The organism is Limnohabitans sp. (assembly GCF_031539105.1).
Classification (GTDB): Bacteria; Pseudomonadota; Gammaproteobacteria; order Burkholderiales; family Burkholderiaceae_C; genus Limnohabitans.
Genome location: NZ_JAVKLM010000016.1, coordinates 1 through 24,410, shown reverse-complemented (window position 1 = coordinate 24,410; position 24,410 = coordinate 1). Strand labels below are relative to the sequence as shown.

Sequence of the window (24,410 nt, the reverse complement as noted above, 5' to 3'; positions counted from 1 at the left end):
CCCTCCTAAGGGAGTGATACAGGTTCGATTCCTGTCGGGGGCACCACTCACCGTCAATCTATTTTTTCGATACGCACCGAAGCATTCACATTCACTTGCGAACCTCCTACTTTGCTCGGCAAGCTCACGGCAGCATCTGAGCTGTAATTCACCACCGTCAATACATCCTTAGCAATAAGCGCAAGCGTGATCTGTCCATTATTTTGTTGCGTACCAGCGCCTGAGCCGTAAATTGAACCAAGCACTAGGTTTTCATTCACAAAAATTGCAAACTGACTTGGTTCAGCACCAGAAATAGAAAAAGCAACTGTGTAAATTCCTGCACTCAGCACACGAACTTCAGCAGCACCAGGTTCATGCACCAACTCAGACAGCAGACCGTTGCTATCAAAACGAACAGGCTCATGAATCGCTACCACTTGCTTTGACAAGTTGAAGATGTAGGCATAAATGGGTTTGGTAATACTGGATGAGTTACAGACATATGTTCGCGATGTGATTTCGCCTGCGTCCAAGATTTGGTTGGAATTGGCATCTAGGCCTGACGTTAATTCTGAGCCTCCATACAAACAGTTCCTTTCAGCTGGTTCTACATGAATTTCAATCAAAGAATTAAGCCCATTTTTTCCGTTGCTACCGTTGCTACCGCTGCCTCCTGTCGTGCCTTTGCAGATATAGCTAGAAGATGTCACCTCGGATGTATCGAGAATGCTATTTCTATTTAAATCCAAACCAACACGCACCAAGCTTCCACCTTGTGAACAGTTACTACCCGGAGGCTCACTGGTAATCACCATTTGTACGTTAAAGCCGCTAGTGCCAATCACACCATCATTGCCGTTCGAGCCATTAACGCCGTTGGTCCCGTTACTTCCATTACAGACGTACTGCTCATTGGTTGCTTCGGAGAGCTCAAGAACATGGTTGGAATTAATGTCAACACCAGACTGCACAGTAATGCCCCCGTTTGGGCATGAGGCAATAGGTGCTGAACTCAGCATGGCCACTGCAATCGCGTCACTAGGCTGAGCACCATTCCTCGTATCGTTTCCTGAACCACCACAAGATGCCATGCACACGGCAATCAGCAAACCAACAACTAACCGTAAATACATTTAAAGCCTGCTTCTGAATTGATCCACAGCGAGCAATCTATCTACTGAATAACCATTGGTCTGTCTGGTGGCGCACTAAGCACCTTTTAATAATTGCACTTCTACAATTTAAAATGCAATGTTTCTAGAACACCAACACACTTCAAACATAGCGATAAATTGGTGCTGGGATTCCCACCAGCGATACCCTGACACCTGCGGCATCAATCTAGTTTCAACAGCGACAGCTAGGTTGAGCGAGCCGAGCTCAATACCTCTGGGTACTTCGCCTTACCACACGCCTCTTGCACATCAATGAGCCCCTGCTGAACCAAGGTCAACAAGCTTTGGTCTAAGGTTTGCATGCCCACACCCCGCCCCGTTTGAATGGCCGAATACAACTGCGCCACTTTGCCCTCACGTATCAGATTGCGCACACCGGGTGTGCCCATCATCACCTCGTAGGCAGCCACACATCCATCAGCATCTTTGCGCTTGCAAAGCACTTGCGAGATCACGGCATTGAGTGACTCGGACAACATGCTGCGTGCCATGTCTTTTTCTTCAGCAGGAAACACATCCACGATGCGGTCCATGGTTTTGGCAGCGCTTGAGGTGTGCAAGGTGCCCAACACCAAGTGCCCCGTTTCAGCGGCAGTGATGGCGAGGCGAATGGTTTCAAGGTCACGCAGCTCACCCACCAAAATCACATCGGGGTCTTCGCGCAGTGCGGCGCGTAAGGCGTTGGCAAAACTGTGGGTGTGCGTGCCCACCTCACGCTGCTGTGTCAAGCACTGCTGTGGTGTGTGCACAAACTCAATCGGGTCTTCGAGGGTGACGATGTGCTTGCGCTGGCTTTGGTTCAGCGCATGGATCATGGCCGCGAGGGTGGTAGATTTACCCGAGCCTGTGGGCCCGGTGACCAACACCAAACCACGCGAACTTTGCATCTGCTGCGAAAAAATGGCAGGTGCATGTAAGGCCTGCAAGCTGGGAATGTGATGCGGAATGACCCGAAACACCGCAGACACACCACGCGCTTGTTGAAACACATTCACCCGAAAGCGCGACACACCAGCAAGGTCTAAAGAAAAGTCGCATTCTAAGTTTTGACTGAATTGCAACTGCTGCGCAGATGACATGATGCTCATCAATGCCGCGTGAATGTCAGCATGAGTCAGAACTTGCTCAGACAGCGGAATCAAATCACCATCGACTCTGAGCATGGCAGGCACGCCAGATGACAAATGCAAATCAGATGCCCGTCGCGCGAGACATTGAACTAATAAGTGTTGTGTATTCATGCGTTTCTTTGTATCAAAGAAGCAACATGGCGCAGTGTGGGTAGCAGGTTAATTTTGTTGAGCAAGCGCATTCATGGATTCACAAACTAGGGTCAACACTAATAAATTGCGCCATGCCTTGATCTATGCGGGCATACAGCCCAAAAAATCATGAAAATGAAAAGCCAAATCCTGCGAAATACTTGCCAAAAATGGCACAATGCACCCGTTTTAACAAGGAACCCACTCATGAACAAAACTGAATTGATCGAAGCCGTAGCTGCTCACACAGAATTGACCAAGGCCGACGCTGGCCGCGCTGTCAATGCCATCATCGACGTCATCACACACGCTGTGGCGAAAAAAGACGACGTGCAATTGATCGGCTTCGGCACTTTCAAAGCTGCTGCTCGCGCTGCACGCACTGGCAAAAACCCACGCACAGGCGAAGCCTTGAAAATCGCAGCTGCTGTGGTGCCTCGCTTCACTGCTGGCGCAGCCTTCAAAGCTGCTGTGAACACCAAGAAGAAGTAATTCTTCGCGTTCACGCACAAAAGCGGCATCGGGTCACCGAGCCGCTTTTTTTACGTCTGATTCACTTTGGAACCCCACATGTTCACACACGTTTTTTTTGGCGCTCAAGACCTCGAAGCTTCGCGCAAGTTTTATGACGCTGCCCTTGGCGCATTGGGCCATGCACCCGGCGCCAACGTAGGCAGCCGCTATGTGTACCGCACGCCCACGGGCACGTTTGGCATCACCACCCCCATCAATGGCGAGCCAGCCAGCTTTGGCAATGGCAGCACCTTGGGGTTTGCAGCCAAGTCTGAAGCCGAAGTAGATGCCTTTCACGCAGCTGGCATAGCCAACGGCGGCGTCACTTGCGAAGACCCACCGGGCATGCGCACCAACCCCGCCTTTAGTTACTACATCGCTTATTTGCGTGACCCATCGGGCAACAAGATTTGCGCGATGTGCCGCGTTTCTAAATAAACCGCATCACGCCTGACGCATCTCTCGCAGCTCTGCGTTGGCATGACGCAAACGGTCAGCAATGGCTAAGGCAACTGCACGCATAACGCTGATGCTCATCACCGGATCGCCTGCAGCCACGATAGCAAAGGCTTTTCGGTCGATGGCAATCAGCTCGGTCTCGCGCGTGGCATGTATATCGGCCGAGTGAGCGCGGCCATCTAAGAATGACATCTCGCCAAAGAACTGTCCACGGCTGAAGGTGGTGAGGTGAATGGTTTTGCCATTGACCAATGGCAAACTCACCTTCACCTCGCCTCGACTGATCAGCATCAGTTCATGACCGGTAGAGTCAGCACCAAATATCAGTTCGCCCGCCTCAAACACGTGGTGTTGGGCACAGCGCTCTAGCGCAGCTATTTCTTCTTCGTTCAAGCCATGGAAGAGTTCAAACTTGCCCAAGGGGATGCCCTCTTTAGACACATGGGCGTGGCCCGCCAAGGTCAATGTTTCGTCCTCAATCCACTCCAACGCTTCATCGAACTCATCAAAAATCTTGGCCGTGCTGTCTGATAACAAACCGATGTGGTCCACATACGTGCGCAAGTCACGGCCACTGGGCAATCGCTCGGGCACGCGGGTCAACACCAACTTGGCATGACGCTCAGCCAACATGTTGCGAATGCGCTCAATCATGTGGCCGGCCGTCATGTCCATGGACTGCACACGCATGAAGTCGAGTACCACAAACTTGGCAGCACCGAGCTCGGGCTCAATCGCGGTGTACAGCTGATCGGTGGTGCCAAAAAACAAGCTGCCCTGCAATTCAAAAATCACGGTGTGGCTGCCGGTCTCAGCCAGCACTTCGCGCTCATGCTGACCACGCACGCGTGACGAGAACATGGTGTTGCCAAACGATTTACGACGAATGGTGGTGGTGTGAATTTGCTCGCGCAAAAACAACATGATGGCCAAAGCCACGCCCACACCAGAAGCGGCAATCAAGCTCACGGTGTTAGCCACGATGACCACGATCAAGATGACCGCAAAGTCAAGCATGGTGTCTTTGGCTTTGAGTAGTTGAAGTGAATGCCAGTCAATCATCTTGAAGCCAATGACGATGAGCAACGCAGCCAAGGCCGCCACAGGCACCCACGCAATGAGCGAGGTCAACAACAAAATAGCCAACAACGACCACACACCTTGAAACACACCCGACAAATACGTGGTGCCGCCACTGGCCTTGTTCACCAAGGTCGCACCCATCGTGCCAGCACCGGGTGCGCCACCAATGAGAGATGAAGCCAAGTTACCCAAGCCTTGACCAATGAGTTCTTTGTTGGAATCGTGGCGTGAGCCTGTCATGGCATCGAGCACCACACAAGTTTTGAGTGTGTCAATCGACAACAACACGGCCAGGGTGATGGCTGGAAATGCAATTTGTGTCCAGCTAGGAAAACCTGATTCGCTCAAGCTACGGAATGGGTCGAGCAGTGATTCAAAAAAGCCCTCGCCACCCACCGCCAATGGACCAATGATGAACGGGTTGTCGTGCAAGTCGCGCAACTCGGGCCAAGCACTGAAGGCCAGCAACCAGTAAGAGGCCATGCCACCCAACAAACCAATGATGACCGCAGGCACTTTTCTAGAGAGGCGGGGTGCCAACAGCATGAAGGCCGCGGTGGCTGCACCCACGATCAAGCTAGGCACTTGCCAAAGCTCCATCGCGTGCAGGCCCTGCCACCAGTTCATACCCTTGGGCAGCGCCATCCACTTGGGCAACTGGCTCATGATGATGATGAGACCCACACCACTGAGGTAGCCGCTCACCACCGGAAACGGCATGTACTTGATGAGTTCGCCAATGCGCAACAAGCCAAACGAGATTTGCACCAAGCTGCTGACAAATGCCACCAAAAACAAGGTGAGCACCACAGCCCCGACACCCGAGCCCTGCTGCGTCATTTGAATGGTGAGGGCTGACAACACCGCTGCAGCCGGTGCGCACGGAGCCGAGATCAGCCGCTGTGTGCCACCAAAAGTGGCGGCGATCAAACCAAGGGCTGTTACCCCCAGCATGCCCGCCAACGCGCCCTTGGCGCCAAACTCAGCCCCCAGTGGCGAGAAGATGGTCACACCGAATGCAATGGCCGATGGCAAGGCCACCAACATCGCGGCAAAGCCGCCCCAGATATCGCCAGAAAGGTTGGCACGAGATTGATTGAATATAGAGGTCGTCATTGAGCAAGGTTATCACCCTCGCAAACTATGAAAACTTGGTCGCTTACCCCTACAGATTGGGTCACGACGGTGACAACCCAGATTGAAGCAACAGACTGAAACCCAGGCCAAACCTCATTCCAAGGCTTGTTTAGGGCTTTCCCTGTAAATAACTGGCTATCACCTTTTGCGGATTTCCGAAACTACATTGTCTAGAACGAAACCGCTCTCAAAGGACAGTGATGTGTGATTTTTTCGCTTCTGCCGATCCGATTCTTTATGAGTCACGCTCGCGCACAGTGCGTATACACGGCGTGATGACCAGCATTCGCTTAGAAAATTTTGTGTGGGACACCTTGGCCACCTTAGCCGTGGAAGAAGGCTTCACCACCAATGCATTGATTGTTCAGTTTCACGACGAAATCATGAAAAGTCGTGGCGATGTAAAAAATTTCTCATCATTTCTGCGTGTGACTTGCCTTCGCTTTTTGCGACGCAAGTGCGACCAATTGCAAAAAAGGCAGACAGATTCTTTGCTTGTTGATCCACCTTCCCTGAGCCTGTCACTAGACAGCCTCAAACATTGATCTCGTCGTTAGTTGAGTATTTCCATTAAACCCAAGGAGACTAAATTGAAAATGACCAAACTTTATTCAGCCCTACTGTTGGCACTGGTAGCCAGCCATGGATTTGCGCAATCAGGCAAAGACAGCTTGAGTACCATGAAACAAATGAAGGTTGCCACCACGGACCTGAACCTACCTGTCATCCAACAAACAGGACGCAATGCAGATGCGATTCGTAACAACTTAAAGAAGATCAAGCTCCCCGACGGATTCAAGATTGACCTCTTCGCCATTGTGCCGGACGCCCGTCACATGGCTGTTGCACCATCGACCAACATGGTCATGGTGGGCACACGCAAGACTACCGTGTGGGCCGTCACAGACCGCAACAGTGACGGCATCGCAGATGAAGTGAAGTCATTTGCTCCATCGCTCAACTTCAAAGTACCCAATGGCGTTTGTTGGACCAAAGATGGTTTCTTTGTGGTGGTCGAGCACAACCGAGTACTTAACTTTCCAGCTGCTGAGTTCTTCTATGAAGGCCCAGATGTTGCTGTGATTGAAGTGGTCCCACAAGGCCAACTGATCCCAACAGAATATGAGTCCTATAACCATGGTGCACGAACATGCCGAATTGGTGCTGACAACAAGCTGTACATCACCATGGGACAACCCTACAACGTTCAACCAGCCGACAAGATAGATGAGTTCAACCGACTAGGCATTGGCGGCATCACACGCATGGACCCCTTCAGTGGTGGCAACCGCGAGGTCTACAGCATTGGCATGCGCAACTCGGTCGGTCAAGACTTCAACCCTAAAGATGGAACCTTATGGTGGACCGACAATCAAACTGATGGCTTAGGTAACGAAATTCCTCCGGGCGAATTGAACCGATCCACCAAGAAGGGCGAGCACTTCGGCTACCCCTATTGGAATGGCCACTACAAAGTTGCGGGCTCACCAGCTGCACCCGATCTGAAAAACATGAAAGAACCACCAAATAGTGTGTTCCCACAAATTGAATTTCCCGCTCATCAAGCTCAATTAGGCATGACCTTTTACACAGGCAAGCAGTTCCCAGCCAAGTACCAAGGTGGCATTTTTGTAGCCTCGCATGGCTCATGGAATCGCACACCTGCCAGCGGCGCATTGATTAACTTTGTGTCACTCAAGCCAGACGGGACTGCCAATAAATCAGAAGTCTTCGCAGAAGGGTGGTTAAGCCCAGAAACTGGTACCTACATCGGACGCCCCGTAGACGTAGCCGTGATGAAAGACGGTTCAATGCTGATTTCGGATGACTACGCAGGCGCCATTTACCGTGTGACTTACGGCAACTAATGGATTAAACCGGGCACTTCATGCAAATGGAGCGCCCGGTTTTTGAAAAATATGAAAATTAATAAATATGCTTGGTGCTTCACTTTTCTGGTTGTGATGACATCGCAAAGTTGGTCAGCAGATGCCAAAAATGGACAAGTCTTGGCAGGTGCATGTTCTGTTTGCCATGGTGTGCAAGGTCTATCCATGGCGCCAAACACACCAAACTTGGCTGCGCAGCCAAGTATGTATTTAGAGGAACAATTAAAGAATTACCGTAGCGGTCAGCGCAAACACGAAGTCATGGCCGTGATGGCCAAGCCTTTGAGTAACAGCGACATTGAAAATCTCGCCGCTTGGTACAGCAGTTTAAAAATTCAAATTGTTCCAAATGATTAATTCATCCGTCAGCACCCCGCTGGTTTATTGCAGCGTATTGAAAGGGCTGGCCTTTGGCGCCCTTGTCTCAACAGCACAGGCGCAAACTTTGCCAGAGGTCATGATTCAAAGCGGCCGCTTAGAACAAAAGCAATTCGACGCACCCGCATCGGTGTTCACCATCGACGCTGACACACTGCGCAGCTCTGGCCCGCAGGTCAATATTTCAGACGTGCTCAACCGCGCACCTGGCGTGGTGGCGCTTAACCGCAATAACTACGCACAAGACGTGCAAATCTCCATTCGCGGATTTGGCTCACGGTCCGCATTTGGCGTGCGTGGCATTCGTCTCATCACCGATGGCATCCCTGCTTCTATGCCCGATGGTCAAGGACAAACCTCCACCGTCAGCATGACATCCACTGAACGCATGGAGGTGCTCACTGGTCCATTGGCGCAGCTGTATGGCAACGCATCGGGCGGTGTGATTCAAACCTTCACACGCGAAGCGGGTGACAAGCCCGAAGCTCAGGTGAACCTATACACAGGCTCGTTCGGCATGCAACGCACCGATTGGCAAATCAGCCAGCGCACCGGCAACGTTGGCCTTGTGGCCGACTACAGCACGTTTGCGATTGATGGTTATCGCCAACAAAGCAGCGCCGAGCGCAAGCAGCTCAACAGCGTCATCACCGTGGATGCCAAGCCGGACACCCGCTTTAAATTCATTGTGAACAGCTTTGATATGCCCCAAGCTAAAGATGCACTGGGACTCACCGCCACGCAACTGGCCGCAGACCCTTCACAAGCAGGCACCAATGCCGTTTCCCGCAACACACGCAAAACTGTGAAGCAAGAACAAGTGGGCGCAGTGGCAGAACACCGCGTCGACAGTGACTTGAAACTGCAAGCCCGCATCTATGGCGGCACACGCACCAACTTGCAATACCAATCCACCAACTTATGGACGGGGCTTGACCGTCGCTTTGAAGGCCTTGGTTTGCAGGCCAATGGCAAAGGCAGCGTTTGGAATGGTCAGCAAGTCACTTGGGTCGTAGGCATGGATGCCGACCACGCCCAAGAGCAACGCCAAGCAGGTGCCGCAGCCGCTGGCGAAAAAAGCGGCGCCCTCACGCGCAACGAGTTGAATGAGGCGAGCAACCGCGATTATTTTGCTCAAGCCAACTGGTCTGTCGGTGATCAGTTCACGCTGACCACCGGTGCACGCCAAAGCAACGTGACATTGAAGAGTCGAGACGACATGCCTTCTGGTGTCGATGGCTCTGGCTCTGTCACCTACAAAGCCACCAGTCCTGTGTTGGGCTTGACTTGGCACGCGCAAGACAACCTCAACCTTTATGTGAACCAAGGCAAGGGTTTTGAAACCCCCACCATGGTGGAGGCCGCTTACTCGCGTGACAGCAGCAACGCCTTTGTTGAAAAATTCAACCCCAGCTTGCAAGCCTCTCGCAGCAAGCACCTAGAGCTGGGCACGAAATGGTTGCCATCAGCTAGCTCGCGCATCGATGCGGCTTGGTTCCAAATCGACACCACCAATGAAATCGTCGCTGCCTTGGCATCCAACGGCAAAACCGCTTACGACAACGCCGCTCAAACAAAACGTGAGGGCTTTGAATTGGCACTGCGCAACCAGCACACGGTCAACTGGCGCACACAAACATCTGCCACTTTTTTAAATGCCACCTACCAAGCAGGCAGCGCCAGCTTCAGCCCACCCAACGGCAACAGCCTGCCTGCGATCCCTAAGCGTCAAGTTTTTGCAGCCGTGCAATGGTCTGAAAAAGGTTTTGCACAAATGGGACAAAAGCCTGCGCTCGGCATGGAAGCAGGGCTTGACGTGATTCACCGCTCCAGCATGTGGGCTAACGATGCCAACACCGCCACCACGGCTGACTACGCCTTGGCCCCAAGCTATACCCTGTTGAATGCACGCCTACGCCAGCGCTACCAAGTGGGGCCTGCGCATGTTGAAACGTTCGTTGGCGTTGACAACATCTCCAACAAAAACACGGTGAGCTCCGTCATCATCAACCAGTTGTCAAAACAATATTTCGAACCCGGCTTACCCCGCTCTTGGGTGATTGGCGTACAAAGCCAGATACCGCTTTAAGAGCCCATACTCGGGTTGACCCTAATCGCCTTGGTGACTGGCTTGCGCGCTATTTGCGCTTTTAATTCGAGACCTTTCAAGGAGACATTTGTGAAACTTCAACGCTTTACCCGCACCCTACAAAATGCCACGCTCACAGTGGGCATGGCCGTCAGCAGCTTGGCCATGGCACAAGCCCCTGCAGCGCCTCCCGCTTCTGCCATTCCCCCAACATGGGCACAAGGCCGCACAGCAGAGCAAGCTGCTCTGAACTTGGTGCCCCACCCACCAGGCATGACGGCCCTGCCTGCTGGCGATATTCCAACCGACAAACTCAAGGTACCCGCAGGCTTCAAAGTCGAGCTGTGGGCCACAGGCATGCCCAACGCACGCTCCATGGTGCAGTCACCCAAAGGCACTTTGTTTGTCGGCACACGTTTCCCTGGCAACGTCTATGCCGTGGTTGAAAAAGATGGCAAGCGCGAAGTCAAGACCATCGCCAAAGGCCTGCACCGCCCCAACGGTGTGGTGTTCAAAGATGGCGCTTTGTATGTGGCAGAGCTGTCTCGCATCATTCGCTACGACAACATCGAAGCCAACTTAGACAACCCACCAGCACCCGTAGTCGTGTTTGATGCGTTGCCAAAGGACGAGCCACACGGTTGGAAGTTCATGAAACTCAGCCCAGATGGCAACTACTTGTATTTCCAAATTGGTACACCTGCCAACATCACAGTTCAACCCGTGACACACGCCGTCATCGTGCGTTTGAACCTCAAAACCAACATCTTGGAAACTGTGGCACATGGCGTGCGTAACAGCGTGGGTATGGACTTTCACCCCACCACCAAAGAACTCTGGTTCACCAACAATGCACGTGATTGGGTGAATGACGATTTGCCAAACGACACCTTGCACCGCGTCACACGCAAAGGTATGAACTTTGGCTACCCCTTCTGCCACCAAGGTGACTTGCTCGACATCGACTTCGGCAAAGGCCGCTCATGCGATGAGTTCGACAAACCTGTGATGAAGATTGGCCCTCACGTGGCAGCTTTGGGCATGCGCTTTTACACGGGCAAGCAGTTCCCTGCTGAGTACAGCAACAACATCTTCATCGCTGAACACGGATCTTGGAACCGCACCAAGAAAACTGGCTTCGATGTGGTGCGTGTGGCACTCGACGCCAAAGGTAATGTGACCAAGAAAGAAGTCTTTGTCACTGGCTGGATTCAAGGCGATGATTTCTGGGGTCGCCCAGCAGACGTGCACGTCATGAAAGACGGCTCCATGCTGGTGTCTGACGACGTAGCCGGCGCCATCTTCCGCATCTCTCACAGCAAATAATGTTTAAGTTTTCTTCAAAGGCCATTCAGGGAATGGCCTTTTTTTTGATACTTCTCAGCGGCACCCCTGCATCTGCCGCACCCGATGCCATCGCTGGTAAAGAAAAAGCGCAGCTGTGTGCCGCATGCCACGGTGAAAAAGGTGTGTCCTCTATTCCGGGTACACCCCACCTCGCAGCACAACCACCGCTGTCCATTTTTTATCAACTGCTGCAATTTCGCGATCAACGACGCAAAGGCGGCGGCATGGAAGCCATTGCCAGCACGCTGAGCGAACAAGACATGCGTGACATTGCCGCGCACTATGCTTCGCAACCCGCACCTGCACCGCACGCAGGTGGCGACGCAGCCAAAATTGTCCGTGGCCAGCAAATTGCACAGCAGCAATATTGCTCGTCATGCCATGGTGCACAGTTGCAAGGTCAAAAACATGTGCCACGCTTGTCAGGCCAATCGACTGAATACTTTGTGGCCCAGCTGCGCAATCTGCGTTCAGGCGCACGCGCCGATATGGACGGCACCATGGCTAGCGCTGCAAGAAGTTTGACAGACGAAGAAATTGAAGCCATGGCGGTGTACGCACGCAGCTTGCCTTGAGCCAAACGTTCATGAAGCCAACTTCAAAGTCACGTTTACAACTGCCAGTTGGTGCGTGTGACACCCATGTCCATGTGTTTGGTCCCTATGACCGTTTCCCCTTCCCTCATGCGCACCAAAACAAACCGGCCGAAGCACCCAAAGAAAAACTCTTTGCTCTTCACCAGCAACTAGGCATCACCCGCTGCGTGATCGTGCAGTCAATGGTGCACGGCTTGGACAACGCGGTGGTCGAAGACGCCATCGTCGCAGGCGCGGGCAACTACTTGGGCGTGGCGCTGGTCAAACCTGACGTTGACCACAACGAGCTCAAGCGCTTGTCTGCTGCAGGGTTTAGATCCGTACGCTTTAACTTCATGAAACATTTGGGCATGGGTGCGACACCCTACGAGTTGTTGTCACTGACACACCGCTTGGCCGATCACCATATGCATCTACAAGTGCATTTCGAAAGCAGCTTGGTCCACGAGCTCGGACCCTGCTTGCAAAAGTCTGCAGTACCCGTGGTCATCGACCACATGGGCCGAGTCGATGCACAACTGGGCATTCAGCACGCCGACTTCCAGGCCTTGTGCCACTTGTTGGACGATTCAAAATTTCACGTCAAAGTCAGCGGCATTGACCGCATCGACGCCTCGGTGCCCTTGGGCGTGCCGCCTTATGCCCATGGCATCAACTTGGCGCAACATTTGGTGGCGCGCTTTCCACGTCAATGCGTGTGGGGCACCGATTGGCCTCACCCCAACCACACGCATGTGCCAGATGAAGCGGTGTTGGTCGACGCCCTGCAACACATCGCGCCCACCGCAGATTTGATGCAAGCTATCTTGGTAGACAACCCCCAAGCGCTTTATCGATTTTAAAAACAGAGGCACATTCAAGATGGCTGGAAGATTGCAAAACAAAGTGGTACTCGTCACCGGCGCTGGCTCTGTCGGACCTGGCTGGGGCAATGGTCGCGCCATTGCTGTGCGCATGGTGCAAGAAGGCGCCAAGGTCATGGCCTTAGACCGAGACCAAGACCGACTGCAAGAAACCTTGTCACGCGCGCATGAGGTCAGCCAAAGCAACGGCGGCGAAATTGACTCTATGAGCTGCGATGTGACCAACACCGCCGCCATCGAAGCCGCCGTCCAAGCCACACTGAAACGCTTTGGCCGTATCGATGTGCTCATCAACAACGTAGGCGGCTCCGCTGCAGGCGGGCCCGTGGAGATGAGCGAAGACGTGTGGGACGCCCAAATTGACCACAACCTCAAAAGCGTGTTCATGATGTGCAAGCACGTCTTGCCCGTGATGGCTGCTCAAGGATCGGGATCGGTAGTGAATATCTCATCCACCTCTGGCATCCGCTGGACAGGCTCGGCACAAGTGGCCTATGCCGCGACCAAAGCTGCCGTCATACAACTGGGGCGCGTGGTGGCGGTGCAATATGCCAAACAAGGCATTCGCGTCAACACCGTGGTGCCCGGCCAGCTGCATACACCCATGGTGGATGTACGCTTGGCCAAACAACGCACGGGGGGCGATGTGCAAACATTGCTCACCCAACGACAAGCACGCATTCCACTGCCCTTCATGGGCGATGGTCAAGACACGGCCAATGCCGTTTTGTTTTTAGCCAGCGATGAAGCGCGATTCATCACGGGCACAGAAATCATCGTGGACGGCGGCATGTCGGTCCGATGCGATTAAAGGAGCTACTTCATGCAACGTCATCATTTCGTCAAAACGCTGGCTGCCCTCGCCATGGTGGGCGTAGCCACCTTCGCGTCAGCACAAACTAAAACAACACGTATCTTGGTGGCTTTCCCACCGGGTGGCCCAGTGGACTTTGTGGCCCGCACACTCACTGAACAACTTAGCAAAGAATTGGGCCAACAGGTGATGGTGGAGAACAAAGCTGGTGCCAACGGCGCCATTGCAGCTGACACTTTGATCAAAGCCCCAGCCGATGGCCAAACCCTATGGCTCACCAGTGTGGGTGCAGTGGCCATCAACCCCTCGCTGTATCCTGCGCTGTCCTATGACCCTGTGCGCGACTTGGCCCCCGTGTCGCTGGTGGTCAACAACGTGGAGATGCTGGTGGTCAACCCCAACAACCCCGTCAATGGCCCGCAAGAGTTCATTGCAGCTGCCAAGTTAAAGCCCACCGCCATGGCCTCATCGGGCACTGGCAGCGTGCCGCACTTGGCTATGGAGTTGCTGGCTGACGCAACCCGTGCCAACTTGATTCATGTGCCGTACAAAGGCGCAGCTCCGGCCATCACTGATGTCATGGCAGGCCATGTAGATGGGTTCTTTGGTGACATCCCCGGTTTGATGGGCCATATTCGCAGCGGCAAACTCAAGCCTGTGGCACTGGCCTCTACGCGCCGCCATCCTTTGTTTCCCGATGTCAAAACATTTCAAGAGATTGGGGTGGCAGGTGTGGACTCGGACAACTGGTACGCGTTGTTTGCAAACAAAAACACATCAGCCGCAGAGCTAGAGCGCATCAACCAAGCCGTGCGCCGCACCTTGGCCAACGAAGCGGTGCGTGCCAAGCTGGTGGCCTCGGGCGCTGAACCATCCGCATCGAGCTCAGCAGAGCTGAGCAACTTGCTCAAAAACGACATGGCCAAATAGGGACGCGTCATTCGCGACAAAAAAGTCAAAGCAGATTAAGGCCACCATGACCACCTTCGCTCGCATTGCATCCATCGCCCCGGGTACGCGCCCCGAGCTGGCTGAGCTAGAAGCCAAAATCATCGCCAAACGCGGACGCATCACGCCGCTTTACCAACACTTACTCAACAGCCCAGAAATGGCGCAAGGTTGGGAGGAGTTTTTAAGCGCGGTGCGTCAACGCAACAGCCTGCCCGCAGACTTGCGCGAACTGATCATCCTGCGCGTAGCCGTCTTAAACCGTGCGCCCTACGAGTTTGAGGCCCACATTGAACACGCCTTGAAAGCAGGCCTGCCGCAAGCCAAAATTGATGCCGTGAAAGCGCCTCACATCGCTGACCTATTCAGTGACGTTGAACGCATCGTGTTGAACATGACAGACGCCATGACCCACGATATCGAAGTGCCTGACGCCTTGTTTGCGCAAGTGGCACAACACTACGAAGGCAAGCAGTTGCTAGACCTGTGCATCACGATTGGTGCCTACAACATGGTGTCGCGCGTGTTGGTGGCTCTGCACATTGGACACTGACATGCACACCACAACCCGCTGCCATGCCCTGCTTTTGAAATGCGCTGCCGAATGCCCTGCGGGCACCGCCAAGCGATGGCAAGAAGCACTGACCCAAACCCTGCATGTGTCACACACATTGCAAACGGCATTCACACGACACGCTGAAAACGGCTTACCCATGCAGTACGTTTATTTACGGTTTTCAAAAGCTACGGAGATCCAAGACGATGACTGCTCGGCGCTAGAAAAGATTTGGCACGCCATGACAGGACACGCTGCACAGGTGTCGCGACTGCAAGAGGTCATGCACCTCCAAGGGCCTCACAGCGACACGCCCATGGGCGTTCACTACGTGGTCGAAACCGATCCCGAAGAAGGCTGGGCATCAGAAATTTACAAGTGGTACAACGAAGAACACATGCCTGGTCTGGCTCGTGTTCCCGGGTGCTTGGTAGCGCGCCGCTACCTCAACCTTGACCACAGCCCGCGCTCATTCGCTTGCTACGACTTGCACAACCCAGAGGTGTTAAGCACCGCATCCTGGCTAGCAGTGCGAGGCACAGCTTGGAGCGACATCTGTCGCCCTCATTTCACCCATACACTGCGAACCATGTTTCACCACACAGAACCCTATACCCATGACTGAACGCTTCACACAGATCACCTACGAACAACTCGCCCCCGAAGTTCGCCCCTTGGCCGATGACATTCTCAAAGTGTCGAGTGCCGCACTCGGTGGCCCTTACAACGCCTTGCTGCGCAGCCCAGAAATGGCACGACGTTGCTTTGACTTTCTAGATTACCTGCGCTTCAAAACATCGGTCAGCAAACGCTTGAATGAATTTGCCATCCTCATCCAAGCCCGTATTGCCAATGCGCAATACGAGTGGTGGGCGCATGACCCCATCGCACAACGTGCGGGCTTGTCAACACACATCATCGAACAATTGCGTCAATGCAAACGCCCAGAAGGCATGCAAGCAGACGAAGCTTTGGTCTACGACTTTTGCATCCAACTTACCCTCAACCACCGCGTGCCCGATGCCTTGTGGCAACAAGCAGTCACAGAAATGGGTGAACAAGCCGTGGTTGACCTCACCGTGCTGTCAGGCACCTATGTGATGGTGTCGATGCTGCTCAATGCCACACAGGTGGGCATTCCCAACGGCGGCGCTGAACCGCTTGAAGTTTTGTCACCACTCGACATTCGCCAACGCCTGCTGGCCTAAATTTTCTTCACTCCCCAGGAGACACCCATGATTTCACGCCGTCACATTGCCGTTGCTGCCAGTTTTCTGTTTGCGTCCTTTGGCAGTTTTGCGCAGAACAACACAGTGCGTTTGGTGGTGCCCTTCTCCACCGGCGGACCAACCGACATTGCTGCTCGCGTGATTGCGCCGTTATTGTCAGAAGCCATGGGCAAGACAGTGATCGTGGACAACCGCGTGGGTGCCACGGGGGCGATTGGCGCAGAGTTTGTGGCACGCGCACCCGCCGACGGCAACACGATTTTGTTTGGCACCAGCAGCATCATGGCGGCCAACCCTGCGCTCATGCCCAAGCTAAGCTATGACCCCGTGCGTGACTTTGCGGCGGTCAGCACAGTTGCCACGATTGAAAACATTTTGGTGGTCCATCCTTCGGTGCCAGCCAACAACGTGCAAGAGCTGGTGCGCTATGCCAAAGACAATCCGGGCAAATTGTTTTACGGCTCATCTGGCATTGGCAGCACCTACCACTTGGGCTCTGAAATGTTTGCCAACATGACCAAAACACAGCTGGGTCACGCCCCCTACAAAGGCCAAGGCCCCGCTGCGCAAGACTTGCTGGCAGGACACATTCAAATCATGTTTGATGCCTTCAACTCAGCCGTGCCCAACATCAAGTCTGGCCGCGTGAAAGCACTGGGCATTGCCAGCGCCAAACGCCACCCTGAGTTGCCCGACCTGCCCACCATCAGTGAGCAAGGTGTGCCCGGCTATGCCACCACGATTTGGTTGGCCCTCTTTTTACCTGCAAAAACGCCCACCTCCATCGTTGACAAAATGAACCAAGACCTGCGCAGCATCATGCAACGCGCCGATGTGAAAGAGCGCTTCAACAAACTAGGCATGCAAGCCACCAGCTCAAGCACAGGCGAACTGGATACGCTTTTAAAACAAGAACTGACGCAATGGACCAAGGTGGTCAAAGACGGCAACATCAAGCCTGAATAATGGAGATCTGTATGAAAAAACTCGCAACCTCGCTCTCGATCATCATCGGCACTTTTGCCTCTTTCGCCACTTTTGCCGCTGAACCAGACTACCCAACCAAACCCGTGTCCATCATCGTGGCCTATGCGCCCGGCGGACAAGGCGACGTGTTTGCCCGCTTGGTGGGCGAAAAACTGTCGACGATTTACAAGCAACCCGTGGTGGTGGACAACAAACCCGGCGTCTCAGGCACGGTGGGTACACGCGTTGCAGCAAAGGCCAAAAACGACGGCTACACCTTGCTGCTGGGCCAGACGGGTGAAATCACCGTCAACCGCTTGCTCATCAAAGACATGGGTTACGACCCCCTCAAAGAGTTGGTACCCGTGGTGATGATTGGCAATGCGCCTTTGGTCATGTTGGCTCCGGCTGATGCGCCCTACAACACAGTGAATGAATTCATTCAAATGGCGCGCGCCAAACCCGGCGACTTCAGTTACGGGTCCGTGGGCGCAGGCACACCTGGTCACCTATCCGCTGTGGCCTTGGGGCTAGGCGCCAAACTCAACATGGTGCACGTGCCCTACAAAGGTGTCGGTCCCTTGTTGTCTGACTTGATGGCGGGTCGGTTGCAAGCTTTCTTCAGCAGCGCCTCTGCTGCCATGCCGCAAATCAAAGGCGGCAAGCTCAAAGCCCTCGGCGTGACCACACCCAAGCGCATGACATCGTTGCCAGACGTGCCCACCATTGCCGAAAGTGGTTTGCCAGGCTTTAGCTACACCTTGTGGGGTGGCTTGTTTGCGCCTGCAGGCACACCAGCAACGGTGATTGAGAGCTTGAACCGCGAAGTCAACACACTGTTGGCTCAACCCGATATACGTGGCCGGCTCGAAGCCGACAACGTGGCCGTGCCCAAAAATACACCCACTGAATTTGCAGACTATGTGAAATCTGAATCTGTAAAGTTTGAAAAACTCATCAAAGAAGCAAACGTGAAAGTTGACCAGTGATATGAAGATTGTTGTTCTACCCGGAGACGGCATTGGACCAGAAACTATGGCCGTCACGGTCGATGTGTTGCAAGCAGCCTCTGAGCGTTTTGGTTTAAATCTGGAATTAATGCATGACATCGCAGGCCACGAAAGTTTGAAAAAGCATGGCGCCACGGTGACGCCCGAGCTGCTAGACAAAGTCAAACATGCCGATGGCTTGATGCTCGGCCCTATGTCCACCTATGACTTCAAAGATGAAGCCAAGGGTGAGATCAACCCCTCTAAATTTTTCAGAAAAAGCCTCGACCTCTTTGCCAACATTCGCCCCTCGCGGACCTACACAGGTGTGAAAACTATCACCTCACCGTTTGACTTGGTGGTGGTGCGCGAGAACACCGAAGGCTTTTATGCTGATCGAAATGTAGAGTCGGGCAACAGCGAAATTTTGGTCACGCCCGATGTGGCTATTTCTCTGCGTCGCATCACGCGTGAATGTTGCGAGCGCATTGCACGCAGCGCATTTGAAATTGCCATGCAGCGTCGTCGACACCTCACGCTGGTGCACAAACACAATGTACTGAAGGTGACAGATGGCATGTTCTTGGATGCATGCCACCGCGTGGCCAAGGACTTCCCTGAAGTGACTGTGGACGATTTCATCGTCGACGCCATGATGGCGCATGTGGTGCGCGCACCCAACCGCTTTGACGTCATCGTTACCACCAATATGTTTGGGGACATCTTGTCTGACCTCACAGCCGAACTGTCGGGCAGCTTAGGTTTGGGCGGCTCGCTCAATGCGGGTTTGAACCATGCCATGGGTCAAGCCGCGCATGGCTCGGCACCCGACATTGCTGGCCAAGACATTGCCAATCCGTTTTCGCTCATCACCTCGGCGGCCATGCTTTTAAGCTGGCATGCACAACGCAGTGGCCAGCCGTCGTACCTGCACGCCTCTCGCGCCATTGAAAACGCCATCACAGCATGTATCGCCGCAGGCGAATCGACCCGCGACATCGGCGGCAAATTGGGTACTCAGGCCACAGGTCAAGCGGTGGTCAAACGTCTACAGCACCCATGATGCTCACGGGTGGTTGCGACACGCATGTTCACGTCATCGGTGACGCACACGCGTATCCGATGGTGGATGAACGGCAATACACACCGGGGCCTGCCCCTGTGTCAGCACTACAAAATCATCTTCAACACCAAGGGCTGACACGCGCAGTCATCATCCAGCCCAGCGTGTATGGCACCGACAACCAATGCATGCTCGATGCCTTGCACGCCATGCAAGGACACGCCAGAGGTGTAGCAGTGCTCGACACACACACCTCCAAGGCAAGTCTGCAAGCCATGGACGCACAAGGCGTTCGCGGCGTTCGACTGAACCTGGAAAGCTCTGGCGCACATGATGTGGCTTTGAACGCTGCCGTATTGCGCGAGGCCTTGCAAACTTGGGCGCCAAGGTTGGCTGACCTCGGTTGGCACATCCAAGTTTATGCACCGTTAGCCGTGACCATGGCTTGTGTTCCGAGCATTCGCCAACTGCCGGTGCCTGTGGTTCTCGACCACTTTGCACTTTGGGCAGACGCTAGCTGCGCATCGCTGGAATCCAGCAGCTTGCTGCAATTGCTAGACGCTGGCCGCATCTACATCAAACTGTCTGCCAGTTACCGCTCCCCCATCCAAGATGCATCTGCCTTGCTAGCCTTGAGCCAACGTTTGCTGGCGACACGCCCCGACCGTTTGCTATGGGCCAGCGACTGGCCACACACCAACCGAGAACCCGGCAAAGGTCCGCATGAGGTGAGCCGTTACAGAGACATCACAGGTGACGCTCTTGTGCATGAGCGCAAGCAATGGCTGCCCAACACAGAAGTACAGCAGCAAGTACTTGTGGACAATCCCAACCACCTCTACCGATTCTGAAGCATTGATTTAATTCAAGCAGTTGAGGCTTTTTTACGTGCCAGCCAGAGCAATCCTGCACCCGTGATCAACACGGGCACCAACGAGCCCCAGTTCAACCACGTCCACCCTTGCGTGGTCACCAACGCGCCCGAAGCAAACGAGGTGAAGGCCATCGTGCCAAACACGCAAAAGTTAATGGCTGCCTGTGCGCGGTTTTTCTCTTGTGGCGTGTAGGCCTGCATTGACAGTGTGGTGCTGCCTGTGAACAAAAAGTTCCAGCCCACACCCAGCATGAAGAGTGCGAACAAGAACTGGTGAAAGTCCACACCTGACAAAGCCACGGCAATGCACCCAATGTTCAGTAATACGCCCACGCCCATGATGGTCAACACACCAAAGCGTTTGATGAGGTGGCCCGTCACAAAGCCAGGCGCAAACATGCCAATCACGTGCCACTGCAAGACCCAAGCTGTGTCTTCAAACGCAAACCCACACACTTGCATGGCCAAAGGTGTGGCAGCCATCAACAAGTTCATCACGCCATAACCCAAGGCGGCTGCCAAAGCTGCAATGAAGAACACAGGCTGACGCATGATTTCTCCCAAAGGCCGACCACCGTCATCATCGACTTTGGCCACAGGTGCGGGTGGGAATTCAATCTTGCTCATCACCGCCATCGACAACACAGCCACCACCATCAAAGCCACATAAGCACCGGCGAACGGCATGCCAAACAAGCTCTTGGTTTGAATCGCCAAGTTGGGACCAATGACCGCACCAATCAAGCCACCCGCCATCACCAACGACACCGCCTTCTCGCGATAGTCAGGCTTGCACAGCTCAGCCGCTGCAAAGCGATACAACTGACCGTTGGCGCTGTAATAGCCCGCCACCAGCGTGGCAGTGACCAACAACCAAAATGATTGGGTCAGCACCGCAAAAGCGCCCAAAGCCGCTGACAGAAAAGCCACCAAGAGCCCCAACTGAAACGAGCCCTTGCGCCCAAAACGCTGCTGAGACTTGGCCACCAACCCCGTGCTAAGCGCACCACCCACCACATAGCCCATCACGGGCAAAGTGGCCATCCAAGCGACAGGGGCCAAACTCAAACCCACCAAGCCATTGATAGCAATGAAGGTGACGTTGTTGGTCAGGAACAAACCCTGCGCGATAGAAAGCAATACGAGGTGACGGTTCATATAAGACCTAAAAATCAAAGTGTGTTCAAAGGAATTTTCAAATAACGCGTGCCATTGGCCTCGGCGGGCGGTAACTCACCCGCGCGGATGTTCACTTGCACTGAGGGCAAGATCAACACTGGCATCTCCAGCGTGGCATCACGTTGTGTGCGCATGGCCACGAAATCAGCCTCGGTCACGCCATCGTGCACATGAATGTTATTGGCGCGTTGATCTGCCACGTTAGATTCAAAAGCAGCGGGCCGATTATTCGGTGGGTAGTCATGGCACATGAACAAGCGGGTGTCATGGGGCAAGCTCAACAATTTTTGAACCGAAGCAAAGAGACTTTTGGCACTTCCACCTGGAAAGTCGCAACGCGCAGTACCCACATCTGGCATGAACAGGGTGTCGCCTACAAACACCGCATCACCGAATTGGTAGGCGACGCATGCAGGTGTGTGACCTGGCACATCCATGATTTCACCCACACCGTCATCTAAGGTCATGTGCTGGCCAACTTTAAGCAACACATCAAACTGTGAGCCATCAGTTTTGAATTCAGGCTCTAGGTTGAACACCTTTTGAAATACCTGTTGCACCGCGGTGATGTTGGCGCCAATACCTATTTGACCACCCAGCCTTTCTTTTAAATAGGGAGCGGCGGTAAGATGGTCTGCATGGGCATGGGTTTCGAGAATCCATTTGACTTGCAACTTGTGATCGCGCACAAAGCCAACCACCTTGTCTGCTGTGTCATGGCTGGTTCGGCCCGACTTGGAGTCGTAGTCCAACACTGAGTCAATGATGGCGCACTCCCCGCCCTCGCGTTGATACACCACATACGTCACCGTCCATGTGGCGGGGTCAAAGATGCCGTGGACCAAAGGTTTGAATGCGGTTGGCATCATATCGTTCAATCTATGAAATAACAATCTATTTTTTAATATACTATACAAATCGAATTCGTGTTGAACTGATTGCCATGAAACAAAAAGACATCAACCTCGCAGACATGCACAAAGCCGCCGATCAAGCCTGTCGCTTGATGAAGGTGTTGGCCAACGCCGATCGCCTCATGCTCTTGTGCCAACTGGCACAAGGCGAAAAGTGCGTGAGTGAACTCGAAGAGCTACTGGGCATCGTACAACCCACGCTCTCACAGCAGCTCACTGTGTTGCGCAATGAAGAGTTGGTAACCACCCGCCGTGAAGGCAAAAACATTTATTACCAAATCAGCAGTCCCGAAGCATTGACGGTGATGCAGGTTTTGTACAAAACCTATTGCAACGGTTAAGGAGTAAACCATGAACATGGATTGGACACATTTCACACCGTGGGCTTCCCTCAGCGGCGGCTTATTGCTGGGCGTAGCCTCTGCCTTGTTCATTTTGTTGAACGGTCGCATCTTGGGCATCAGCGGCATTCTGGGAGGCTTGTTACCAGCCAAAACAGACGATGCGTCTTGGCGCATCACATTCTTGTTAGGGCTTTTTGTCTCACCCCTCGTGATGAAAGCCTTGGCCCCTAGCGATTTTTTCCACGCCCCACGGATTGACGCAAACATGACCATGGTCGTCGTCGCGGGCCTCATGGTGGGCTTGGGCACACGCTACGGCTCGGGTTGCACCAGTGGCCATGGTGTGTGCGGCTTGTCACGCCTCTCGCCGCGTTCGATGGCCGCCACGGGCTTGTTCATGGCAGCTGGATTTGCCATCGTGTTTGTCATCAAGCACATCCTCTAAGGAGTCAACATGCAACGCATCAGTGAATTTGTCGTCGGTTTGTTGTTTGGTTTGGGGCTCATGCTCTCAGGCATGACCGATCCAGCCAAAGTGATTGGCTTTTTAGATTTGTTTGGCAACTGGGACCCATCTTTGGCATTCGTCATGTGTGGTGCGATTGCTGTGGGATTTTTTGCATTTGCGCTAGCCAAGAAACGCACCACTAGCTTTTTGGGTGGCGCATTGCATCTGCCAAAGTCAAACCAAATAGACCGACGCTTGGTAATTGGAAGCTTGGTTTTTGGCGCAGGCTGGGGGTTGGCTGGTTTCTGTCCAGGTCCGGCCTTGGTCAGCATGGCAACGGGCCAAGACAAAGCCCTTGTGTTTGTACTGGCGATGGTTTTTGGGATGATCGCGTATGAAGTTGCACAACGCTTCGTTCATTCACCTAAACAACACAAAGCCACACAATGAACCACAACCACATCGCCGACACACACGCCCTGCTCAACAGCACCGACGCCTCGCTCACGCCCACACGCCGCTTGGCGTTGCAAACTGCATTGGGTATTGGTTATGCTGCTGCCGCCATGCCACTGATGGCTCAAACGGCTGTTCAAACTTCTGCTGAAGGTTTAACAAGCGGTCGCATTGAGATTGATGTGAATGGCTTCAAAGTTCCTGCCTACCGCTCTGCCCCCGCTGGCAAAACCAACTTACCTGTGGTGTTGGTGATCTGTGAAATTTTTGGCGTGCATGAATACATTGCAGATGTGACACGTCGTCTTGCCAAAGAGGGTTACTTGGCCATCGCACCCGAAATGTTTGTGCGCCAAGGCGACCCCAGCCAGTTCAAAGAAATTGCCAAGCTGCAAGCTGAAGTCATCTCCAAAGTGCCAGACGCGCAAGTCATGGCTGATTTGGATGCCACGGTGAAATGGGCCACTCAAAACGGCGGCAACCCCAACAAGGTGGCCATCACTGGTTTTTGTTGGGGTGGTCGTATCACATGGCTGTATGCCGAACACAACCCAAAGGTCAAAGCGGGCGTGGCTTGGTATGGCCGTATGGAAGGCCAAACCAATGCCAACAACCCCAAACACCCCATCGATTTGGCCGCGTCATTGAAAGCGCCGGTGTTGGGTTTGTACGGCGGTGCAGACACTGGCATTCCCGTCACGTCCGTCAACAACATGAAAGGCGGATTCAAGGACGAAGTGCAACACGCTTTAACGAGGCATGGAATACCTCGTGAGGTGTCTTGAATCCTAGTCGCTTTCTGGGGCGGTGATTCAATCGGTTTTCAATCATAGTCAATTCCTCATCCGTCACGGTTT

Annotated in this window: 27 protein-coding genes; 22 read left to right on the top strand and 5 right to left on the bottom strand. The window is 53.6% G+C overall.

The features are described 5' to 3' along the window. Positions 1-53 precede the first annotated feature (53 nt). Positions 54-1,115, bottom strand: a complete 1,062-nt coding sequence (locus RMR24_RS03935; RefSeq protein ID WP_310613788.1) for a hypothetical protein — start codon at positions 1,113-1,115, stop codon at positions 54-56. Between the two features lie 227 nt (positions 1,116-1,342). Beyond that, positions 1,343-2,398 (bottom strand): type IV pilus twitching motility protein PilT, encoded by a 1,056-nt coding sequence (locus tag RMR24_RS03930; protein ID WP_310613787.1) that lies wholly within the window; start codon positions 2,396-2,398, stop codon positions 1,343-1,345. A 156-nt stretch (positions 2,399-2,554) separates the two neighbouring features. Between RMR24_RS03930 and RMR24_RS03925 the strand changes: the two genes are divergently transcribed. Then, the gene (locus tag RMR24_RS03925) at positions 2,555-2,911 is read left to right on the top strand and encodes an HU family DNA-binding protein (RefSeq protein ID WP_310613786.1); all 357 of its coding nucleotides are present in this window, start codon (positions 2,555-2,557) and stop codon (positions 2,909-2,911) included. 78 nt (positions 2,912-2,989) lie between these two features. Further along, positions 2,990-3,370 (top strand): VOC family protein, encoded by a 381-nt coding sequence (locus RMR24_RS03920; protein WP_310613785.1) that lies wholly within the window; start codon positions 2,990-2,992, stop codon positions 3,368-3,370. Positions 3,371-3,376: 6 nt separating this feature from the next. Here the strand turns inward: RMR24_RS03920 and RMR24_RS03915 are convergent, their stop codons facing one another. Further along, a complete protein-coding gene (locus tag RMR24_RS03915; protein WP_310613784.1) occupies positions 3,377-5,590 on the bottom strand; it encodes a SulP family inorganic anion transporter in 2,214 nt (737 codons plus the stop codon). 221 nt (positions 5,591-5,811) lie between these two features. Here RMR24_RS03915 and RMR24_RS03910 point away from each other — a divergent pair, with 221 nt between their 5' ends. The 16 genes from RMR24_RS03910 to RMR24_RS03835 all read left to right on the top strand — a co-directional run bounded on the left by RMR24_RS03910 (position 5,812) and on the right by RMR24_RS03835 (position 20,189). Beyond that, on the top strand, positions 5,812-6,156 hold the full coding sequence (locus tag RMR24_RS03910; protein ID WP_310613783.1) for a ribbon-helix-helix domain-containing protein: 345 nt from the start codon (positions 5,812-5,814) through the stop codon (positions 6,154-6,156). Positions 6,157-6,207: 51 nt separating this feature from the next. Further along, a complete protein-coding gene (locus RMR24_RS03905; RefSeq protein ID WP_310613782.1) occupies positions 6,208-7,479 on the top strand; it encodes a PQQ-dependent sugar dehydrogenase in 1,272 nt (423 codons plus the stop codon). A 51-nt stretch (positions 7,480-7,530) separates the two neighbouring features. Continuing rightward, positions 7,531-7,857, top strand: a complete 327-nt coding sequence (locus RMR24_RS03900) for a cytochrome c (RefSeq protein ID WP_310613781.1) — start codon at positions 7,531-7,533, stop codon at positions 7,855-7,857. Further along, positions 7,850-9,967 (top strand): TonB-dependent receptor, encoded by a 2,118-nt coding sequence (locus RMR24_RS03895; protein ID WP_310613780.1) that lies wholly within the window; start codon positions 7,850-7,852, stop codon positions 9,965-9,967. The genes RMR24_RS03900 and RMR24_RS03895 overlap by 8 nt, the downstream gene beginning before the upstream one ends. Positions 9,968-10,057: 90 nt before the next feature. Then, entirely contained in the window at positions 10,058-11,293 is a 1,236-nt protein-coding gene (locus RMR24_RS03890; RefSeq protein ID WP_310613779.1) for a PQQ-dependent sugar dehydrogenase, read from the top strand. 32 nt (positions 11,294-11,325) lie between these two features. Further along, positions 11,326-11,889 (top strand): c-type cytochrome, encoded by a 564-nt coding sequence (locus RMR24_RS03885; RefSeq protein ID WP_310613778.1) that lies wholly within the window; start codon positions 11,326-11,328, stop codon positions 11,887-11,889. 11 nt (positions 11,890-11,900) lie between these two features. Continuing rightward, positions 11,901-12,752, top strand: a complete 852-nt coding sequence (locus RMR24_RS03880) for an amidohydrolase family protein (RefSeq protein WP_310613777.1) — start codon at positions 11,901-11,903, stop codon at positions 12,750-12,752. Between the two features lie 19 nt (positions 12,753-12,771). Next, positions 12,772-13,584, top strand: a complete 813-nt coding sequence (locus RMR24_RS03875) for an SDR family oxidoreductase (protein ID WP_310613776.1) — start codon at positions 12,772-12,774, stop codon at positions 13,582-13,584. Between the two features lie 12 nt (positions 13,585-13,596). Then, positions 13,597-14,517, top strand: coding sequence for a Bug family tripartite tricarboxylate transporter substrate binding protein (locus RMR24_RS03870; protein ID WP_405023304.1), 921 nt, complete (start codon positions 13,597-13,599; stop codon positions 14,515-14,517). A gap of 46 nt (positions 14,518-14,563) precedes the next feature. Then, a complete protein-coding gene (locus RMR24_RS03865; protein WP_310613775.1) occupies positions 14,564-15,088 on the top strand; it encodes a carboxymuconolactone decarboxylase family protein in 525 nt (174 codons plus the stop codon). A gap of 1 nt (position 15,089) precedes the next feature. Next, complete coding sequence (locus tag RMR24_RS03860; protein WP_310613774.1) at positions 15,090-15,716, top strand: hypothetical protein; 627 nt, start codon at positions 15,090-15,092, stop codon at positions 15,714-15,716. After that, positions 15,709-16,299 carry a carboxymuconolactone decarboxylase family protein gene (locus RMR24_RS03855; RefSeq protein WP_310613773.1) on the top strand — a complete coding sequence of 197 codons (591 nt, stop codon included), beginning with the start codon at positions 15,709-15,711 and terminating at the stop codon, positions 16,297-16,299. Before RMR24_RS03860 ends, RMR24_RS03855 begins: the two co-directional genes overlap by 8 nt. A 27-nt stretch (positions 16,300-16,326) precedes the next feature. After that, positions 16,327-17,286, top strand: coding sequence for a tripartite tricarboxylate transporter substrate binding protein (locus RMR24_RS03850; RefSeq protein ID WP_310613772.1), 960 nt, complete (start codon positions 16,327-16,329; stop codon positions 17,284-17,286). Between the two features lie 11 nt (positions 17,287-17,297). Next, complete coding sequence (locus RMR24_RS03845; protein ID WP_310613771.1) at positions 17,298-18,275, top strand: tripartite tricarboxylate transporter substrate binding protein; 978 nt, start codon at positions 17,298-17,300, stop codon at positions 18,273-18,275. Between the two features lies 1 nt (position 18,276). Further along, entirely contained in the window at positions 18,277-19,338 is a 1,062-nt protein-coding gene (locus RMR24_RS03840) for an isocitrate/isopropylmalate family dehydrogenase (protein ID WP_310613770.1), read from the top strand. Further along, on the top strand, positions 19,335-20,189 hold the full coding sequence (locus RMR24_RS03835; RefSeq protein ID WP_310613769.1) for an amidohydrolase family protein: 855 nt from the start codon (positions 19,335-19,337) through the stop codon (positions 20,187-20,189). Before RMR24_RS03840 ends, RMR24_RS03835 begins: the two co-directional genes overlap by 4 nt. Before the next feature lie 14 nt (positions 20,190-20,203). Here RMR24_RS03835 and RMR24_RS03830 read toward each other — a convergent pair whose 3' ends face one another. Together RMR24_RS03830 and RMR24_RS03825 are read right to left on the bottom strand one after the other, a co-directional pair. Beyond that, a complete protein-coding gene (locus RMR24_RS03830; protein ID WP_310613768.1) occupies positions 20,204-21,370 on the bottom strand; it encodes an MFS transporter in 1,167 nt (388 codons plus the stop codon). 14 nt (positions 21,371-21,384) lie between these two features. Beyond that, the gene (locus tag RMR24_RS03825) at positions 21,385-22,260 is read right to left on the bottom strand and encodes an MBL fold metallo-hydrolase (protein ID WP_310613767.1); all 876 of its coding nucleotides are present in this window, start codon (positions 22,258-22,260) and stop codon (positions 21,385-21,387) included. A 74-nt stretch (positions 22,261-22,334) separates the two neighbouring features. On the opposite strand from RMR24_RS03825, the gene RMR24_RS03820 reads away from it, so the two are divergent. Genes RMR24_RS03820 through RMR24_RS03805 form a run of 4 tightly spaced genes read left to right on the top strand, consistent with a single transcriptional unit; the run spans position 22,335 to position 24,338 of the window. Beyond that, positions 22,335-22,646: a metalloregulator ArsR/SmtB family transcription factor gene (locus RMR24_RS03820; RefSeq protein ID WP_310613766.1), complete on the top strand. Its 312-nt coding sequence runs from the start codon at positions 22,335-22,337 to the stop codon at positions 22,644-22,646. Between the two features lie 10 nt (positions 22,647-22,656). Continuing rightward, complete coding sequence (locus tag RMR24_RS03815) at positions 22,657-23,094, top strand: YeeE/YedE family protein (RefSeq protein ID WP_310613765.1); 438 nt, start codon at positions 22,657-22,659, stop codon at positions 23,092-23,094. Between the two features lie 9 nt (positions 23,095-23,103). Beyond that, on the top strand, positions 23,104-23,547 hold the full coding sequence (locus RMR24_RS03810; protein WP_310613764.1) for a YeeE/YedE family protein: 444 nt from the start codon (positions 23,104-23,106) through the stop codon (positions 23,545-23,547). Then, positions 23,544-24,338, top strand: a complete 795-nt coding sequence (locus RMR24_RS03805) for a dienelactone hydrolase family protein (RefSeq protein ID WP_310613763.1) — start codon at positions 23,544-23,546, stop codon at positions 24,336-24,338. Before RMR24_RS03810 ends, RMR24_RS03805 begins: the two co-directional genes overlap by 4 nt. Positions 24,339-24,410 lie beyond the last annotated feature (72 nt).

What these genes read in the sequence shown, in the direction of transcription:
- RMR24_RS03925 (WP_310613786.1), top strand. Translation starts at nt 2,555, where the DNA reads ATGAAAAGCCAAATCCTGCGAAATACTTGCCAAAAATGGCACAATGCA.
- RMR24_RS03915 (WP_310613784.1), bottom strand. Translation starts at nt 5,590, where the DNA reads ATGACGACCTCTATATTCAATCAATCTCGTGCCAACCTTTCTGGCGAT.
- RMR24_RS03850 (WP_310613772.1), top strand. Translation starts at nt 16,327, where the DNA reads ATGATTTCACGCCGTCACATTGCCGTTGCTGCCAGTTTTCTGTTTGCG.
- RMR24_RS03860 (WP_310613774.1), top strand. Translation starts at nt 15,090, where the DNA reads ATGCACACCACAACCCGCTGCCATGCCCTGCTTTTGAAATGCGCTGCC.
- RMR24_RS03845 (WP_310613771.1), top strand. Translation starts at nt 17,298, where the DNA reads ATGAAAAAACTCGCAACCTCGCTCTCGATCATCATCGGCACTTTTGCC.
- RMR24_RS03830 (WP_310613768.1), bottom strand. Translation starts at nt 21,370, where the DNA reads ATGAACCGTCACCTCGTATTGCTTTCTATCGCGCAGGGTTTGTTCCTG.
- RMR24_RS03905 (WP_310613782.1), top strand. Translation starts at nt 6,208, where the DNA reads ATGACCAAACTTTATTCAGCCCTACTGTTGGCACTGGTAGCCAGCCAT.
- RMR24_RS03840 (WP_310613770.1), top strand. Translation starts at nt 18,277, where the DNA reads ATGAAGATTGTTGTTCTACCCGGAGACGGCATTGGACCAGAAACTATG.
- RMR24_RS03810 (WP_310613764.1), top strand. Translation starts at nt 23,104, where the DNA reads ATGCAACGCATCAGTGAATTTGTCGTCGGTTTGTTGTTTGGTTTGGGG.
- RMR24_RS03920 (WP_310613785.1), top strand. Translation starts at nt 2,990, where the DNA reads ATGTTCACACACGTTTTTTTTGGCGCTCAAGACCTCGAAGCTTCGCGC.
- RMR24_RS03805 (WP_310613763.1), top strand. Translation starts at nt 23,544, where the DNA reads ATGAACCACAACCACATCGCCGACACACACGCCCTGCTCAACAGCACC.
- RMR24_RS03835 (WP_310613769.1), top strand. Translation starts at nt 19,335, where the DNA reads ATGATGCTCACGGGTGGTTGCGACACGCATGTTCACGTCATCGGTGAC.
- RMR24_RS03875 (WP_310613776.1), top strand. Translation starts at nt 12,772, where the DNA reads ATGGCTGGAAGATTGCAAAACAAAGTGGTACTCGTCACCGGCGCTGGC.
- RMR24_RS03855 (WP_310613773.1), top strand. Translation starts at nt 15,709, where the DNA reads ATGACTGAACGCTTCACACAGATCACCTACGAACAACTCGCCCCCGAA.
- RMR24_RS03815 (WP_310613765.1), top strand. Translation starts at nt 22,657, where the DNA reads ATGAACATGGATTGGACACATTTCACACCGTGGGCTTCCCTCAGCGGC.
- RMR24_RS03935 (WP_310613788.1), bottom strand. Translation starts at nt 1,115, where the DNA reads ATGTATTTACGGTTAGTTGTTGGTTTGCTGATTGCCGTGTGCATGGCA.
- RMR24_RS03910 (WP_310613783.1), top strand. Translation starts at nt 5,812, where the DNA reads ATGTGTGATTTTTTCGCTTCTGCCGATCCGATTCTTTATGAGTCACGC.
- RMR24_RS03865 (WP_310613775.1), top strand. Translation starts at nt 14,564, where the DNA reads ATGACCACCTTCGCTCGCATTGCATCCATCGCCCCGGGTACGCGCCCC.
- RMR24_RS03820 (WP_310613766.1), top strand. Translation starts at nt 22,335, where the DNA reads ATGAAACAAAAAGACATCAACCTCGCAGACATGCACAAAGCCGCCGAT.
- RMR24_RS03870 (WP_405023304.1), top strand. Translation starts at nt 13,597, where the DNA reads ATGCAACGTCATCATTTCGTCAAAACGCTGGCTGCCCTCGCCATGGTG.
- RMR24_RS03900 (WP_310613781.1), top strand. Translation starts at nt 7,531, where the DNA reads ATGAAAATTAATAAATATGCTTGGTGCTTCACTTTTCTGGTTGTGATG.
- RMR24_RS03895 (WP_310613780.1), top strand. Translation starts at nt 7,850, where the DNA reads ATGATTAATTCATCCGTCAGCACCCCGCTGGTTTATTGCAGCGTATTG.
- RMR24_RS03885 (WP_310613778.1), top strand. Translation starts at nt 11,326, where the DNA reads ATGGCCTTTTTTTTGATACTTCTCAGCGGCACCCCTGCATCTGCCGCA.
- RMR24_RS03825 (WP_310613767.1), bottom strand. Translation starts at nt 22,260, where the DNA reads ATGATGCCAACCGCATTCAAACCTTTGGTCCACGGCATCTTTGACCCC.
- RMR24_RS03880 (WP_310613777.1), top strand. Translation starts at nt 11,901, where the DNA reads ATGAAGCCAACTTCAAAGTCACGTTTACAACTGCCAGTTGGTGCGTGT.
- RMR24_RS03930 (WP_310613787.1), bottom strand. Translation starts at nt 2,398, where the DNA reads ATGAATACACAACACTTATTAGTTCAATGTCTCGCGCGACGGGCATCT.